Origin of the sequence: Shinella sp., from assembly GCF_035998705.1 — a bacterium.
Taxonomy (GTDB): domain Bacteria; phylum Pseudomonadota; class Alphaproteobacteria; order Rhizobiales; family Rhizobiaceae; genus Shinella.
Map to the genome: position 1 here is coordinate 772,093 of NZ_DASYHH010000027.1, position 14,365 is coordinate 786,457.

Below are 14,365 nucleotides of genomic sequence, written 5' to 3' on the forward strand. Positions count from 1 at the left end.
AGAAACGGCTTTGATCTGTAGAAACCTCACCAACATGGACCAACGCATTTGGATGAATTCGAAATGTTATAAAATAACCTCAGAGACAGGACTGGGATCGAACACCTTAGGGTGGACGCACGATAGGCGTCAAAACCCGAGTGCTAACGACGCTTATGCCGCGGTAGCCTCCAAACCCGTGCTGATCGCACTAGCTAGGCTTTGGAGGGGAGGGGCCGATAGGTGCGCTCGATAGCTGTAGGACCAACTCATCAAGATGAAGAACGTCTCGATCTTCGGGGGTACCGACGCAGCCTGCGATACGCCCATTCGCGCTAGCCTGAATTAGCCCTCAAAAGCCCCCGACGTATTCCCCGACTTAGCTAAGTGGGTAGGAGTGATCTTGGTAATATGACTGGCAGCAATTTTAAGGCGGATTTTTCCGGGCCAGAACACTCCGGCGCTGGAGCACAGCAGAGAAGCTGGCGATCATCCAGGAGATTTATGAGGCGGATGCGAGGGTGAGCATCGTCGCGCCGCGGCGCAGCATGCAGCCGAACCAGTTGTCCGCCTGACACAGATTAGCGTCCCAGGGGGCACTGATGGGGAAGGTCGCCGAAGAGGAGGTTGGGCTTTCGAAACCGGGCGCTTCAGTCTCAGGTGAAGGAGTTTCAACACTTGTTCGGCAAAAAACAGCTGTCGCGCTCACTCACTCTCTCTCTTCCGAGAGGAATTTTGGAATGAAGACCGTCTGCGAAACGCTGGGATTGGGCGCTCTGATTTCTAAAAATGGAGCGTTTATAACGGGAGTTTTCCGCGGAAATTCCCTGGGGATCAACCGGGCGCCGTATTTTCAATTGGCGCAAGAAGTTTGCGGGTCTGTTGCGTCACGAAATACGCCGACTGGAGGCTCTTGAGTTGAGAATTCCAGGTTGAAGAAGATCGTCGCCGATCTGATCCTGGACCGCGATATGCTCCAGGACGTCATCCGCCAAATGTAGGCTCTGCCCTGTCATTGCAAGATTTTAGGTTCCGACGACAGCAGTCTGCGTAAATGTATCCGGCCTCTCGCGAGTGGACTGCTGTTGCAGCCAGGCCCTGATGAGATCCGCACATTCTGTTTCCAAATAGCCTCTTCGTGCACGGAGCCCGCTTTCGACCAGGGATTATCAGCTGCCTCGTCATCACCCTCGAAACACTCGACCCGTCGCCGACGACCGGAAAATCGACATTGCCAATAAACTCGGCCGCAGCAGAAACCGGGATCCCATCAGTCAAATTCATCAGGCCCCGGCATCTCCACCCGTTAATCGCGATAGGGGAGGGGGTGTCTATTTGGAAATGCCTCCGCGCCCTTATCCAGCCTCCCGCCCGCTGTCACCGGCAGATCTCAAGAGGGCCATCAAAACCGGGCCAAGCGAGAATTCTCCGCGCTGGGCGCGGGATGTCAGGTCGCGCAGATATCCGCCGGCGGAATTGATATGGCCAGCCCGTTCGAGGATGCAGGCGAGGGTGACCGCGGCGTTTTCGGGACCCATGACCTCGCACGCTTCCTGATAGGCGGAGGGGCTTATTCCCAGCATCGAGCGCGCAACGACCGCCGCGGACATGAGGTCACGCCAGTTGCCGATCGTGCCGGCGGGTCCATATGCGCTGATCTCCGGGCAGGCCTTCAATACCAATCCCAAGGGGAAGGAGCGTTGCAGCCCTGCCTTCGCTGGCGGGTTTAGGCGAGGATTTGCCCCCAGCTCTTTTTCTGAGCTTGGTTCAAGTTCATTGGTGGAGTCGGGTTTTGAATTCTGTATATGAGGCTCATTATGAGCAGCATAGCTGCTCGTATTCTTTAAATTATCGACGCCTTTCAGTGCGTTGATGATCTTTTCGTGCAGGAGCGTCATTTCCTTGCTGACTTCGACCACCTCCGCCATCGTAGGCGCGCGCGGAACCCGGCTTACGAGGCTGATATAAACGTCTTCCATCGTCGCCCAATCACCGGGAGCCCCCTCCTCTATCGCCGCACTGATCAACTTGCGCACGTCGCGCCGACGGATCGTGAGTTCCTCCTTCGCGCGCCGGAAGGCGGCGCGATCGGCGGCAACTTTCTGGGCCATCACGGCGAGTTCTTCGCAGCGTAGCAAAAGCGGCGAAATATCGAAGCCGAATGCGGATTCGATCACACCGCTCCGATCTTTCCGGGCGTATCGCTTGCCGTTGGCGCTGTCCTTGCGGATGACGAGTCCAGCGTCGACGAGAAGGGCAAGGTGCCTGCGCAACGTAGCACCGGCAATACCGTGGGCGCGGAGGCTCAATTGTGCATTCGACGGGAAGACGACGAGTTGCGCGTCCTGGCGCAGTTCGTTCTCCGGATAGAAGCTCAGCAGGGCATCGAGAACCGCGAGGCTACGATCCTGCAGCCCGAGCAGCACTCTTGCTTCAGAGGCGTCCCGGAAGACCTTCCATTTGTCAGCCCGCTTGCCGGGCGGGATCTCGGCCGTAGCGACCTGCTGCCTGACAAGGGCAAGCGACATCGGCCGCCGCCCGAAAGGCGTCGTTACATTTCCACTCTGCATTTTCTCTCACCTTCGACAAGGCAAAAGAAATCCGCTCACCTAAAACGGGGCCAAAGACGCTTGACTATGATTCGTGGAAATGCGAGTCTCGAAGTGCTAAATCTGAGAGAGGCTTCCACGACGGCAACGTTTGGGGGGCCTTTTTCTTTTGCGACGTTTCCTTTCTTCCATATTCGGGAACCCTGACAAATGTCAGGCTTCGCCCATATCCCGTTGGCGGGAGAAGCGCTCGGCAAGTGCGGGAAGCTCCTCCTGGATAAATCTCAAGAACGCGGTGCCCAGTTCGCCCTCGGCGGAAATCCGGACATCCTTGCTTGAAGCAATGTAGGCGCCGAGCGCCTTGCCCTTCCCATCAGAGAGGGTAATCGCCCCACCGCGCGGATTCGGGCTCGACTTGACCGCGTTCAACGCCTGCTGGAAGCGCTGGTCGGAATTCTCGATGTTGTTTGCCTTTGACAGGGTGCGGCGCACGGCTTCGAGGGCGCCGGAACTGCTCGAAATCGTCTTGGCCAGATCCAGCCAGCGCGGCCGGCCGATTTTTGGCGCACGGCCGATTGCTTCGATGACATCGCCCGGCACCGACCGATAGACGCTTCGCATGCGGGCGAGTTCGGCGTCCTCGATCGAAAGTGCCGCGTAAATGTCGCGCGGCCGGATGCCGGCATCGTCCATGCGCGACGCAAACAGCGCACGCTCGATCCACGAAAGGTCCTGCCGGCTGGCATTCTCTATGCCCTGAGCGACGACCAGGTCGTGGTCGGTCATATCGACTTCGATCGCCCGGACCGGTTGCCCAAGCTCCAGCGCGGCTCGCCATCTCCGGTGTCCATAGACGATCTGGTAGCGGCCGGTCGCCGAAGGGTGTTTACGAACCTGGACGGGAACCTTCTGACCTTCCATCTCTATCGAGCGCTTCAGCGTCTGGAAATCGCTCGCGTCGTCGTCCGGCAGACGATCCGGAAAAGGGGAGGGGTCGATGATCTTGGGATCGAGGTCGTGGATCGACGCTCCGCCAGCTTCGACGATCGCCCGCAGATGGTCGCGTTCCGCCCGAATGTCATCGATCGCCCGATGGGCAGCACCGATAACGCCGGCGGCAACGCGTGCTGTCGGAGCAGGGGAGGGCGCTGCTACCGGCTCGGGCGCCGTGGGCTCCTTGTTCTCCAGTTCAGCCGAAAGCAGGCCGAAGCTTGCAACGATGGATTTCCGTGGTGTCTTACTCATCCACGCCCCCAACTGGTGTTGATCAGGCGAGCGATCGCCTCATTGACGGCGTCCACCGCCTCGCGTGCCCGCTTGTGCGTCTCGCGGCCGATCTGGCCCATTTCGAGTTCGTAAAGCGAGCGTTTGCCGAGCCCCGCCGCCTCGACGGCCGTGCTTTCGAGGGCTGTCGGCAGCAGGACATCCGCGCCGAACAGATGGCGCAGCATTGCGACCACCTGGGACTGCGGCGCGTCGTTCGGATCGTGCCGCGTCACGAGATAACGAATGAAATCCTGATCGAGCTGCGCGCCGCTCTCGGTCAAGACGCTGATAAGGTCGCCCATCATGAGAAGGAACTGGCTCATCGACGCGACATCCAGCATGGCCGGATGCACGGTTATGATCATGCTCGTGGCCGCGTAGATCGCACTCAGCGTCAGGAAGCCGAGCGACGGAGGCGTGTCCAGAATGACCACATCGTAGTCGGCGTCGACCTCTGCAAGAGAGAGTTTCAGCCGCTCGAAGAAGATTGCGCCGGAGCTCGATTTGTTGGCGAGGACGCGCGGGGTCTCGTGCTCATACTCCATCACCTCCAGATTGCCGGGAATGAGATCGATGCCGTCGAAATAGGTTTTGCGGATGATATCGCGGATCGGACGCCGTTCGGCGTCGTCGTATCGAAGCGATGCGTAGATCGTCTCGTTGGCGCCGACATCGACCTCGGGCTGGGAGCCGAACATCGCCGACAGCGACGCCTGCGGATCGAGGTCGAGCGCCAGAACACGGTAACCTTGCAGGGCGAGAAAATGCGCGAGATGAACGCAGGTCGTCGTCTTCGCACTGCCGCCCTTGAAGTTGGCGATGGCGAGAACCTGGAGGTGTTCTCCGGGGCGGCGCCGCGGCAGAAAGCGCAGGGCGTCCGCCGGCTTCTGCTTGGCGAACAATTCCCGCAACTCGTTGATTTGGGAGAGCGTGTAGACTCGATGATTGTTCTCCAGCCGGCTCGGCACGGGGCCGCGGCCTTCGCTTGACATCAGCTTCAACGTCGAATCGGGTATGGATGTCAGCTTCGAGACTTCATTGGTCAAAAACTGCCGTAGTATCTTTTCCGATTTTGGCGGATACATACGCGTTCTCAGCTGTTGCAGCTGTCCGGACAACAGCGTGGCATGGCGCGTGATCTTGCTGCCCGCATCTTCCTTGGAAGGAACCACTGTTTCTACCTGTTGCGCTATCGCCATTTTTCCCTCTTGGCGGCCTGTTGCCGGTTTACCGGCCAGTGCTCGCCAAGAGATAGAACACGATTCTATGAATCCGTCCATGCGGTGGCGCTTGACAATCGGATCGAAAGCGCGGTCTTCGTTGGCATCCTGACCTTAATAGACTGATATTATTCATATTTCCGTCGTGGCTTTGCCGACTTTCGTTTGTAGCGCTCTCTACTTTTGGCACCAGACTGCCCTGCCAGGTGCCCGCCTGCCGACGCAAAATGCCGCCGGCCAAGAGAATCATAGCTAGAATCACAGAAATTTTCGCGACCGCGGCGGGTGTGTTATAGAGAGTAAGTCAAAGTCGTTCCGCATCGTACTAAGTGACGCCCGCATATTGTGTTTCTCGGGCGGGGCGCAGCCAGCAATATACCGACGCACAGACAAATCAAATAGCATTGACCAATCGATTAGCCTTTGCTATTTGATTTCTCATGATCGAAGCTGAAACCATCACCGCCGTCATGCGCGCCCTCGCCGATCCCACCCGGCGGGCCGTGTTCGAGCGCATCGCCAATTCCAACGAGATCACCGTCGTCGAGCTGACGCGCGGCAGTGGCGTCACGCAGGGCGCCATTTCCCAGCATCTCAAGTCCTTGAAACAGGCGGGCCTCGTCAGCGAGCGCCCGGAGGGGCGCAACGTCTATTATCGCGCGCAGCTAGGCGGTCTGGAGCCGTTGGCCGACTGGATGAGCCATTACGGCGTCTTCTGGCGCGAGCGCTTCGCCGATCTGAGGAACCTGCTGAAGGAAATCGACCCATGACCCAAGTCGCCACTCCTGAAACGCGAGCCCCGGACACCGAGGCCATCGTGGTAGACGAAGTCTTCCCGCACGCGCCGGATGTCATCTGGAAAGCCTTGACCAGTGGCGACCTGATGGGCCGCTGGCTGATGGTGCCGAAGGGTTTTGAGCCTGTGGCTGGCAACCGTTTCACCTTTCAAACCAACCCGGCAGGCGAATGGGACGGCACCATCCATTGCGAGGTGCTGGAGGTCGTGCCGAATGAGCGTCTGTCCTATGCGTGGAAGGGCGGCCATGAGGGCAATGTCGGCTACGGCTCGAAACTGGAGACAGTGGTTACCTTTACCCTTTCCAAGGCCGAGGCAGGCACGCGCCTGCGCCTCACCCATTCCGGCTTCGTGCTGCCGAAGAACGACACCGCCTACCGCAACATGAGCGAAGGCTGGAAAAAGGTGGTCAAAAACCTCGACAGAGTGGTCGCCGAAGAGGCGTCTTCGCAAAGGCTGCATTGAGGCAGGAGGAGAACGACATGAACGAACCCTATACCGGTGGCTGCGCCTGCGGCGCCATCCGCTACGAGATATCAGGCGAACCGGCCGTCATGGTCGACTGCCAGTGCCGACAGTGTCAACGCGACAGCGGCACCGGACATCAATCGCATCTCACCTTCGTTGCGGCTGAGGTGAAGATCGAGGGGGAGGCGTCGCATTGGCAGAGTGTCGGCGACGGTGGAACGGTTAAGCAGCGCGCCTTCTGCCCGACCTGCGGTTCGGCCGTCTCCATGACATTTCCCGACATGCCGGCCGTGTTCATCGTCACGCCGGCAAGCCTCGACGACCCAAGCCGCTATCAGCCGCAACTGGTATCCTGGACCGCGGCGGGCCATGCTTGGGATTACCTCGATCCGGCGCTGCCGAAATTCGAGCGCATGCCACCGGCGTAACGTCGCGAGGCTCGGTTTTGTGAGGGGAGGGGGCGGAACACGTCATGTTCCGCCCCCTTCACGCTATTCGTCGAGTGCGACGCGGAAATCCGCTTGCGTCCGGGCGCGCACTTCGTCAACCGTGACGCCCGGCGCGAGTTCCACCAGGCGCATGGCCTCCTCGCCGCGTATCGCCGGCTCGAAGACGGCGAGGTCGGTGATCAGCAGGTTGACGACGCGGCTTCCGGTCAGCGGCAGGTCGCAGCGCTTGAGGACCTTGGATTCGCCACGCGCCTCATGCTCCATGACGACCACGACCCGCTTGACGCCGGCGACGAGATCCATCGCACCGCCCATGCCCTTGACCATCTTGCCGGGGATCATCCAGTTGGCGAGATCGCCGTTCTCCGCGACCTGCATCGCGCCCAGAACGGAGAGGTCGATATGGCCGCCCCGGATCATCGCGAAGCTTTCGGCACTCGAAAAGAAGCTGCTGCCCGGCAGTTCGCTGATCGTCTGCTTGCCGGCATTGATCAGGTCCGCATCCTCCTCGCCCTCGAGAGGGAAGGGCCCCATGCCCAGCATGCCGTTCTCGCTTTGCAGCGTCACGTTGATGCCGGCCGGAATGTAGTTCGCCACCAGCGTCGGGATGCCGATGCCCAGATTGACGTAAAAACCGTCCTGCAATTCCTTCGCGGCACGCGCCGCCATGTCGTCCCGTGTCCAGGCCATCAGACTGCCTCCACCGACTGCCGCGGCGTAACCGTTCGTTTCTCGATCCGCTTTTCGGCGTTTGCAACCTCGATCATGCGCGACACGTAGATGCCCGGCGTATGCACGTTGTCGGGATCGATCCCGCCCGGCTCGACGATCTTTTCGACCTGCGCCACCGTCGTGTGCGCCGCCGTTGCCATGACCGGATTGAAGTTGCGCGCGGTCTTGCGATAGACGAGGTTTCCGTCCGTATCGCCGCGCCAGGCGTGCACGATGGCGAGGTCGGCGAAGAGCGCCGTCTCCATGAGATAAAGCTGCCCGTCGAATTCGCGCACTTCCTTGCCTTCGCCGACGGCCGTGCCGACCCCGGTACGGGTGAAGAAGGCGGGAATGCCGGCACCGCCGGCGCGGATGCGCTCGGCAAGCGTGCCCTGCGGATTGAACTCGATCTCCAGTTCCTTCGCGAGGTATTGCTGCGCGAAGAGCGCGTTCTCGCCGACATAGGACGAGATCATCTTGTCGATCTGGCGGGTTTCCAGCAGCCGGCCGAGGCCGATGCCATCGACGCCCGCGTTGTTGGAAATGACCGTCAGGCCGCGCACGCCGGACTCACGCACCGCTTCGATCAGGGCTTCGGGAATGCCGCAAAGCCCGAAACCGCCGGCCATGATGGTCATGCCGTCCTTGAGCAGCCCCGCCAGGGCCGCCGTCGCATCGTCGTGGATTTTCCGCATGGTTCCTCCCATTAGAAAACGTTGAAGCCGAAACATTAAGGCTTGAACGGCGGCGGGCGTTAGCCGTATTTATACGGCATGACGCGACGTGCGGGCTCGATCGAAGGCTTCGGCAGGGAAGGGGGCTTACGCTTCTCCCTGAACGAAATTCCCGTGCCAATGGTCTACGCGACCCACCGTATCATCCGCGATTGCAACGACTCTTTCGCCGAACTCTTCGGCTATACCCGCCCCGACCTGATCGACCGAAGTTTCGCGGTGCTTTACCCGAAGATCGCCGACTTCATCCATACCGGAAAAACGTGGCTGGAGCACCTGCCGGGCGGGCGCAGCTATTACGACGAGCGCATCATGATGTCGGTGACCGGGCAGCGTTTCTGGTGCCAGGTCACCGGCAAGAGCTTTCAGCACGACGACCCCTTTGCCCATGCGCTCTACTGTTTCCAGCGGCTCAACCGCCCGACGACCAGCCCGCAGCTTTCCCTGACGGAGCGCCAGCGGCAGATCCTGACGCTGGTATCACAGGGAAAGACCAATGCGCGCATCGCCGATGAACTGGACCTGTCGGTCCGCACCGTCGAATCCCACCGCGCACGGCTGATGAAGATTACCGGCTGCACCAATTCCGCCCAGTTGACCTCCTGGTTCGCCCACGCGCCCGGCCCGGATTCCTGACGGCGGGGCAGGGCAGGGGGCCTACGACGCAGTGCGTCCGTCGAGCGTGGCGAGATGGCCGTAGAGGTCCGGGCGGCGGTCCCGAAAAACGCCCCAGGAGCGACGCTGGTGGGCGATCGCGTCGAGATCGAAGGTGGCCGTCAGCACGCTTTCCGTCGCACGGTCGGCTTCCGCCACCTTGGCGCCGGTGGAATCGGCGATGAAGGAGGAGCCGTAGAAGGTGATGCGCGTGCCGTTGCGCCCTTCCTCCGTGCCGATGCGGTTGGAGGCGATCAGCGGCATGAGGTTCGCGCCGGCATGACCCTGCATGACCCGCTGCCAGTGGCCGCTCGAATCCAGGCTCGGATCATGCGGCTCGGAGCCGATGGCGGTCGGATAAAGCAGGATTTCCGCGCCTTGCAGGGCCATCGAGCGTGCCGATTCCGGGAACCACTGGTCCCAGCAGATGCCGACGCCGATGCATCCGGCGCGCGTGTTCCACACCTTGAAGCCGGTGTCGCCGGGTGAAAAGTAGAACTTCTCCATATAGCCGGGACCATCGGGCAGGTGGCTCTTGCGGTAGTTGCCGAGCACCGTTCCGTCTGCGTCGATCACCGCCACGCTGTTGAAATAGGACTGGCCGGCGCGCTCGAAATAGCTGATCGGCAGCACCACGCAAAGTTCAGCGGCAAGTCTTGCGAAATGGGCGATCAGCGTGTTGCCTTCGAAGGGTTGCGCGAGCGCGAAGAATTCGTGGATCTGGTCCTGGCAGAAATAAGGTGCCGCAAAAAGCTCCTGTATCAGCACCAGGTCGGCGCCCTTCTGCTTCGCCTGGCGGACGAGCCGTTCGGCCCGCTCGATATTGACCCTCTCATCCCAGATGCAGGCCATCTGGGTGGCGGCGACCGTGACATTGCGCATTTTCAAGGCTCCTTGCTCACTATACCCTTGGGATAGGCCCGCTTGAATTCCCGGCCGGCCCGTCTATCCTGTCGTCATGCAGCCGAACCTCACCTTCGAGCAGATCCAGCGCTGGAGCAGCGGCATCACCGCGGCGGTCGGCGCGACCTTGCCCGAAGAGATTTCGGCCCATTTCACGGCCGGCGCGTGTCATCTCACCGCCTCCGACCAGGTCTATATCGGCCTCTACCTGCGCGAGAGCGCGTCCATCACCATCTACGAGCGCGACGCCGACAACTGGAACCGCGACTACGATACCCGCAAGTACCGGCAGGACCCGTTCTTCCGCCGCTTCGCCGGCACGCGGCAGGATTTCCTGCTGCCGCTTTCTGCGCTCGATGGCGGCGACTTCCACACCAGCGCCTACTACCGCGACTTCTATGAACCCTCCGGCAGCTTCGACGAGATCACCGGCGTCTTCAATTTCGACCGCAACGCCGCCGGTTTCGTCACCTATCTGCGTCGTCGGGGCGCACGCCCCTTCGGCGCGGAAGAACTGGCGCTTGCGGAAGCCACAGCCGACGCGACCCGCCTCGTGCTCGAACGGCTCTGGCGGCAATGGCGCCCCGCGGGCGACGGCGCGCTGTCTCTCGCCCGGCTCAGCATGCGCGAACGCCAGGTCGCCCTCCTGCTCATCGACGGCGGCTGCGCCAAAACCATTTCGCGCGACCTGTCCATCTCCCCCGGCACGGTGCGCAACCACATCAAGACCGTCTACCGCAAGCTCGGCCTCCACTCCCAGGTCGAGTTGATGGCCGCTGCCCGCGACGGCGACCTTTCCTACCCCTCACTGCCCTGAAACGATCCGCGTCCACATGCGGTTCTGCAGGCGCAGAAGCTTCGCGTCGCTGGATTCCACGACGAAGAGTTTTGCCTTCACCTCATCCGGCGGGAAAACGCCGGGATCCTTCGCCACCGCCTGGTCCATCAGCGGCAGCGATTCCGGGATCGGGTTGGCATAGGACACGTAGCTCGAATTGGCGGCCGCGATGTCCGGGCGCATGTTGAAGTCGATCCAGGCGACGGCGTTTTCCGGATGCGGCGCATCCTTCGGCACGGCCATCGTGTCGAAATTGATCAACGTACCCTCCTTCGGGATGGCATAGGCGACGTCCAGCTTCTTCTCGCTTTCGGCCGCGCGGGCCTTGGCTTGCAGGATATCGCCCGACCAGCCGAGCACGACGCAGATATCGCCATTGGCAAGGTCGTTGATATAGCGCGAGGAATGGAAGTAGCGGATGTGCGGCCGTACCTTCAACAGCAGATCTTCGACCTTGGCGATGTCGTCCGGGCTCGTGGAATGCGGATCGATGCCGAGATAGTTCATCGCCATCGGAATGATCTCCGCCGGCGCGTCGATCATCGCCACGCCGCAATCGGCAAATTTTTCCACGACGGCGGGATCGAAGACCATGGCGAAGGAATCGACCGGCGCGTCGCCCATGCGTTGCTTCACGGCCGCAATATTGTAGCCGATGCCGTCGGTGACGGCCATGTAGGGCACGGCATGCAGATTGTCGGGATCGGCCGCTGCGATCAGCGAAAGCGCCTGCGGATCGAGCTTGCCGGCATTGGCAAGTTTTGCCTTGTCCAACGGCAGGAAGACGCCTGCCTTTACCTGGTTCTTCAGGAACGGATAGGCCGACGGATAGACGACATCGTAGCCCGAGCCGCCGGTCAGCATCTTCGTTTCCAGCACCTCGTTGCCGTCATAGACGTCGTAGACGACGCGGATGCCGGTTTCCTTCTCGAACTTTTCGGCCGTATCCGGCGCGATATAGTCCGACCAGTTGTAGACGTTGACGACCTTTTCTTCCTCAGCCTGGGCGACGCCCGCGGCAGCGAACAGTGCAAGGATGGAAACGAGTGGTGCGCGCATCGATTTTTTCCTTCAGGCCTTCGTCTGGCCGGCATAGACCGGCAGTGTGATGCAGGCGACGTTGCCGCCGCCGAGCAGGATTTCGCGGGAATTGGCGATGCCGGCAATGCGATGTTGCGGGAACAGTTCGGCAAGCTTCGCCTTCGCGGCCAGATCCAGTTTCTCGTCATCGAACTGCGGCACGACGACGACGGAATTGCCGGGATAATAGTTGATATAGGTGGCGGCGATGCGGTTACCGGCCGGCCGTGCCCAGGTGGAATCGACCTGGTCGACGCCCGACGCCTCGTCCGCCGTCATCTCGATCGGCGCCGGATGATGGATGCGGTGCACCTCCAGCGAGCGGCCGCGCGCGTCGCGCGCCGAGCGCAGCACCTCCTCCACCTCGCGCACGATCTCGTATTGCGGGTCGTCGCGGTCCTCCGTCCAGCTCATCGCCACCACGCCCGGCCGCACGAAGCAGCAGACGTCGTCGACATGGCCGTCCGTCTCGTCGAAGCAGAAGCCGCGCGGCAGCCAGATCACATGGTCCAGCCCGAGATAGTCGGAAAGCTGCTGTTCCACCCCCGCCTTGCCGAGATGGCCGTTGCGGTTGCTGTTGAGCAGGCATTGCTCCGTGGTGATCAGCGTGCCCTGGCCGTCGCATTGCAGGCCGCCGCCTTCGGCGATCAGCGTCGAGCGATAACGATCCATGCGCTCGATTTCCAGCACCTTGCGGGCGGCGAGATCGTCAAGGTTCCAGGGCGAATAAAGGCCGCCGTCATTGCCGCCATAGGCGTTGAAGGTCCAGTCGACGCCGCGCACCGCGCCGCGACCATCGATGACGAAGTTCGGCCCGCTGTCGCGCAGCCAGGAATCGTCCGTCGACATTTCGACAAGGCGCACGCTTTCCGGCAGCATGGCGCGGGCATTCAGCCACTGGCGGCTCGATACGGCGATGGTGACCGGCTCGCTCTCGGCAATCGCCGCCGCGACCTCCGCAAACAGTCTTTGCGCAGGCTTGGCGCCAAGCCGCCAGGTGTCAGGCCGTTCCGGCCAGATCAACCAGCACCCGGCCTTCGGCTCGAATTCCCCCGGCGCACGAAAACCATCGGCCCTGGGTGTGCTCGTCAGCGTGCGTACCATGTTCTACCCCGCGAAAAATCTGGCCCGCGAAAAAATCTGGGTTGATTAAGGCAAGCGGACCCCTTTTGGGTCAATGTCCCATTTGGGATGGGGTAGGGAAGGGCACTACGCCGGTGCAACCCCGTATTACCGGGCAGCCTCGACTGGCATCTCGTCGCTCCGGTGTGCAATTTTCGCCAGAACGAGCGCGCTGGTGCCGGCGACGAAGAAACCCACGGATAGGTTCATCGTCGTGCCGTCATAAAAGCGACCGATGCCGATAGCGAACAGGGTGGCAACGAGGCTCGATCCAGACGCGATCAAGGATGCGCCCAGGCCGGCCATCTGCCCAAGGGAGCGCATAACCATGGCGTTCAGATTGCCGAAGAGCATCCCGATGGCGAAGAAGGCCGCGAACCCGAACAGCATAAAAGCGGCAAGCGGCAGGCGGCCGCCCGACAGCCCGGATGCGATCATCATGAGAAAACCGGTCGCTGCCAATGCGATGAAGGCGGTACGCGCCATTCTGTCCATGCCGAACCGCTGCACGAGCTTGGCATTGACGAAGGAAGCAAGCCCGACCCCTGTGGCCAGCACGGCAAAATAGAAGGGAAAGGTTTCCTTGATTCCATAGGCGTCGAAGAACAGATCGGCGGCCGTGCTGAGATAGAGGAGCTGCGCACCGAAAACGAGCCCGGTCGCCACGATCAGCAACGTAACGCGACGGTTGGAAAGGATGCGGCGGCTGTTCAGCAGCAACAGACCCGGCCGGAACGGGATGCGCTTTGCTTCGGGTAGAGTTTCCGGTTGCCGCACCACCAGCCATAGGCCGAGAAGACCCGCAATCACCAGATAGGCCGCAAAAACGCTGCGCCAGCCGGCAAGGACGATCAGGCCTTGCGCCAGGGCCGGTGCCAACATCGGCACGAGAATGAAGAGGGTGAACATGAAGGACAGGACGCGGGCCATCGCATCTCCCTCGAACTGGTCGCGGATCATGGCGCGTGTCGCGATCTTCGGACCGGAGACGCCCACACCCTGAAGGAAACGGCCGAGGATCACCATTTCCAGCGACCCCGCCAGCATGGCGATAACGGTTCCGGCCGCATAGACACAGAGACCCAGCACAAGCGACTTCTTCCGTCCGATCGCGTCGGATAGCGGACCGAGCAGCAGTTCACCGAACGCCATGCCGAAGATGAAAAGCGATATGACATGCTGGGTCGAGAGCGGCGGCGAAACACCGACATCCGCGCCGATCTCCCGCAACCCCGGCAACAGCGCATCGATGCTGAGGGAGGTCAGTGAGGTTAGGAGAGCATAAAGAGCAATGCGTTCGCGAAAACTGATCATGGCTGCAACCTAACCATTTTCGCTTCGAATATCTCATGATCCTGTCTCGAAAAGCGTAAGTTTTTCCACAGCCTCGAGCCTGAGAGAGTGCGGAGCAATCAGGTTCCATAAGACAGATTACGCGATTCTGACCTCGCAAAAGGTACATTCTATTTCCAAGTGCGACATGCCAGTAATTTCAACGGCTTCGCCCTGGAGATTTTTGGATGTCTCGATGCTATTTACAGCTCACCCTCGCCGATCGTCGCCGCCTCCATCAGTTGGTCGAACGAAGTGTTCCGA

At 61.0% G+C, this 14,365-nt stretch carries 14 protein-coding genes and 2 pseudogenes; 7 read left to right on the top strand and 9 right to left on the bottom strand.

Annotated features, from left to right (window positions below):
• Window positions 1-390: 390 nt before the first annotated feature.
• Window positions 391-749 (top strand): annotated as a pseudogene (locus VGN93_RS26790) (transposase); the annotation flags it as partial.
• 82 nt (window positions 750-831) lie between these two features.
• Window positions 832-974, top strand: a pseudogene (locus tag VGN93_RS26795) (IS3 family transposase); the annotation flags it as partial.
• A 360-nt stretch (window positions 975-1,334) separates the two neighbouring features.
• Here the strand turns inward: VGN93_RS26795 and repC are convergent.
• The 3 genes from repC to repA form a co-directional block, all read right to left on the bottom strand.
• Window positions 1,335-2,549: a plasmid replication protein RepC gene (repC, locus tag VGN93_RS26800; protein WP_327510001.1), complete on the bottom strand. Its 1,215-nt coding sequence runs from the start codon at window positions 2,547-2,549 to the stop codon at window positions 1,335-1,337.
• A gap of 192 nt (window positions 2,550-2,741) precedes the next feature.
• On the bottom strand, window positions 2,742-3,773 hold the full coding sequence (gene repB / locus VGN93_RS26805) for a plasmid partitioning protein RepB (RefSeq protein WP_327510043.1): 1,032 nt from the start codon (window positions 3,771-3,773) through the stop codon (window positions 2,742-2,744).
• Window positions 3,770-4,993, bottom strand: a complete 1,224-nt coding sequence (gene repA, locus VGN93_RS26810; RefSeq protein WP_319313462.1) for a plasmid partitioning protein RepA — start codon at window positions 4,991-4,993, stop codon at window positions 3,770-3,772. The genes repB and repA overlap by 4 nt, the downstream gene beginning before the upstream one ends.
• A 461-nt stretch (window positions 4,994-5,454) precedes the next feature.
• Here repA and VGN93_RS26815 point away from each other — a divergent pair, with 461 nt between their 5' ends.
• The 3 genes from VGN93_RS26815 to VGN93_RS26825 are packed head-to-tail and all read left to right on the top strand — an operon-like array spanning window position 5,455 to window position 6,706.
• Entirely contained in the window at window positions 5,455-5,784 is a 330-nt protein-coding gene (locus tag VGN93_RS26815; RefSeq protein ID WP_327510002.1) for a metalloregulator ArsR/SmtB family transcription factor, read from the top strand.
• Window positions 5,781-6,275 (top strand): SRPBCC domain-containing protein, encoded by a 495-nt coding sequence (locus tag VGN93_RS26820; protein WP_327510003.1) that lies wholly within the window; start codon window positions 5,781-5,783, stop codon window positions 6,273-6,275. Before VGN93_RS26815 ends, VGN93_RS26820 begins: the two co-directional genes overlap by 4 nt.
• A 17-nt stretch (window positions 6,276-6,292) precedes the next feature.
• Complete coding sequence (locus VGN93_RS26825; protein ID WP_327510004.1) at window positions 6,293-6,706, top strand: GFA family protein; 414 nt, start codon at window positions 6,293-6,295, stop codon at window positions 6,704-6,706.
• Window positions 6,707-6,769: 63 nt separating this feature from the next.
• Here VGN93_RS26825 and VGN93_RS26830 read toward each other — a convergent pair whose 3' ends face one another.
• Both VGN93_RS26830 and VGN93_RS26835 read right to left on the bottom strand, forming a co-directional pair.
• The gene (locus tag VGN93_RS26830) at window positions 6,770-7,417 is read right to left on the bottom strand and encodes a 3-oxoacid CoA-transferase subunit B (protein ID WP_327510005.1); all 648 of its coding nucleotides are present in this window, start codon (window positions 7,415-7,417) and stop codon (window positions 6,770-6,772) included.
• Window positions 7,417-8,133, bottom strand: coding sequence for a CoA transferase subunit A (locus VGN93_RS26835; protein ID WP_319313454.1), 717 nt, complete (start codon window positions 8,131-8,133; stop codon window positions 7,417-7,419). The genes VGN93_RS26830 and VGN93_RS26835 overlap by 1 nt, the downstream gene beginning before the upstream one ends.
• Before the next feature lie 78 nt (window positions 8,134-8,211).
• Here VGN93_RS26835 and VGN93_RS26840 point away from each other — a divergent pair, with 78 nt between their 5' ends.
• Window positions 8,212-8,808 carry a PAS and helix-turn-helix domain-containing protein gene (locus VGN93_RS26840; protein WP_327510006.1) on the top strand — a complete coding sequence of 199 codons (597 nt, stop codon included), beginning with the start codon at window positions 8,212-8,214 and terminating at the stop codon, window positions 8,806-8,808.
• A 21-nt stretch (window positions 8,809-8,829) separates the two neighbouring features.
• On the opposite strand, the gene aguB is transcribed toward VGN93_RS26840, so the two are convergent.
• A complete protein-coding gene (gene aguB, locus VGN93_RS26845; protein WP_327510007.1) occupies window positions 8,830-9,708 on the bottom strand; it encodes an N-carbamoylputrescine amidase in 879 nt (292 codons plus the stop codon).
• A gap of 76 nt (window positions 9,709-9,784) precedes the next feature.
• On the opposite strand from aguB, the gene VGN93_RS26850 reads away from it, so the two are divergent.
• Window positions 9,785-10,546 carry a helix-turn-helix transcriptional regulator gene (locus VGN93_RS26850; protein ID WP_327510008.1) on the top strand — a complete coding sequence of 254 codons (762 nt, stop codon included), beginning with the start codon at window positions 9,785-9,787 and terminating at the stop codon, window positions 10,544-10,546.
• Here the strand turns inward: VGN93_RS26850 and VGN93_RS26855 are convergent.
• From VGN93_RS26855 to VGN93_RS26865, 3 genes are all read right to left on the bottom strand, one after another.
• Window positions 10,535-11,626: a polyamine ABC transporter substrate-binding protein gene (locus tag VGN93_RS26855; protein WP_327510009.1), complete on the bottom strand. Its 1,092-nt coding sequence runs from the start codon at window positions 11,624-11,626 to the stop codon at window positions 10,535-10,537. The genes VGN93_RS26850 and VGN93_RS26855 overlap by 12 nt on opposite strands.
• Before the next feature lie 12 nt (window positions 11,627-11,638).
• On the bottom strand, window positions 11,639-12,751 hold the full coding sequence (gene aguA, locus VGN93_RS26860) for an agmatine deiminase (RefSeq protein WP_327510010.1): 1,113 nt from the start codon (window positions 12,749-12,751) through the stop codon (window positions 11,639-11,641).
• A gap of 126 nt (window positions 12,752-12,877) precedes the next feature.
• Window positions 12,878-14,083, bottom strand: a complete 1,206-nt coding sequence (locus tag VGN93_RS26865) for a multidrug effflux MFS transporter (RefSeq protein ID WP_327510011.1) — start codon at window positions 14,081-14,083, stop codon at window positions 12,878-12,880.
• Window positions 14,084-14,365 lie beyond the last annotated feature (282 nt).

What these genes read in the sequence shown, in the direction of transcription:
- VGN93_RS26825 (WP_327510004.1), top strand. Translation starts at nt 6,293, where the DNA reads ATGAACGAACCCTATACCGGTGGCTGCGCCTGCGGCGCCATCCGCTAC.
- VGN93_RS26855 (WP_327510009.1), bottom strand. Translation starts at nt 11,626, where the DNA reads ATGCGCGCACCACTCGTTTCCATCCTTGCACTGTTCGCTGCCGCGGGC.
- VGN93_RS26815 (WP_327510002.1), top strand. Translation starts at nt 5,455, where the DNA reads ATGATCGAAGCTGAAACCATCACCGCCGTCATGCGCGCCCTCGCCGAT.
- aguB (WP_327510007.1), bottom strand. Translation starts at nt 9,708, where the DNA reads ATGCGCAATGTCACGGTCGCCGCCACCCAGATGGCCTGCATCTGGGAT.
- VGN93_RS26850 (WP_327510008.1), top strand. Translation starts at nt 9,785, where the DNA reads ATGCAGCCGAACCTCACCTTCGAGCAGATCCAGCGCTGGAGCAGCGGC.
- VGN93_RS26840 (WP_327510006.1), top strand. Translation starts at nt 8,212, where the DNA reads ATGACGCGACGTGCGGGCTCGATCGAAGGCTTCGGCAGGGAAGGGGGC.
- VGN93_RS26820 (WP_327510003.1), top strand. Translation starts at nt 5,781, where the DNA reads ATGACCCAAGTCGCCACTCCTGAAACGCGAGCCCCGGACACCGAGGCC.
- VGN93_RS26865 (WP_327510011.1), bottom strand. Translation starts at nt 14,083, where the DNA reads ATGATCAGTTTTCGCGAACGCATTGCTCTTTATGCTCTCCTAACCTCA.
- aguA (WP_327510010.1), bottom strand. Translation starts at nt 12,751, where the DNA reads ATGGTACGCACGCTGACGAGCACACCCAGGGCCGATGGTTTTCGTGCG.
- repC (WP_327510001.1), bottom strand. Translation starts at nt 2,549, where the DNA reads ATGCAGAGTGGAAATGTAACGACGCCTTTCGGGCGGCGGCCGATGTCG.
- repA (WP_319313462.1), bottom strand. Translation starts at nt 4,993, where the DNA reads ATGGCGATAGCGCAACAGGTAGAAACAGTGGTTCCTTCCAAGGAAGAT.
- VGN93_RS26835 (WP_319313454.1), bottom strand. Translation starts at nt 8,133, where the DNA reads ATGCGGAAAATCCACGACGATGCGACGGCGGCCCTGGCGGGGCTGCTC.
- repB (WP_327510043.1), bottom strand. Translation starts at nt 3,773, where the DNA reads ATGAGTAAGACACCACGGAAATCCATCGTTGCAAGCTTCGGCCTGCTT.
- VGN93_RS26830 (WP_327510005.1), bottom strand. Translation starts at nt 7,417, where the DNA reads ATGGCCTGGACACGGGACGACATGGCGGCGCGTGCCGCGAAGGAATTG.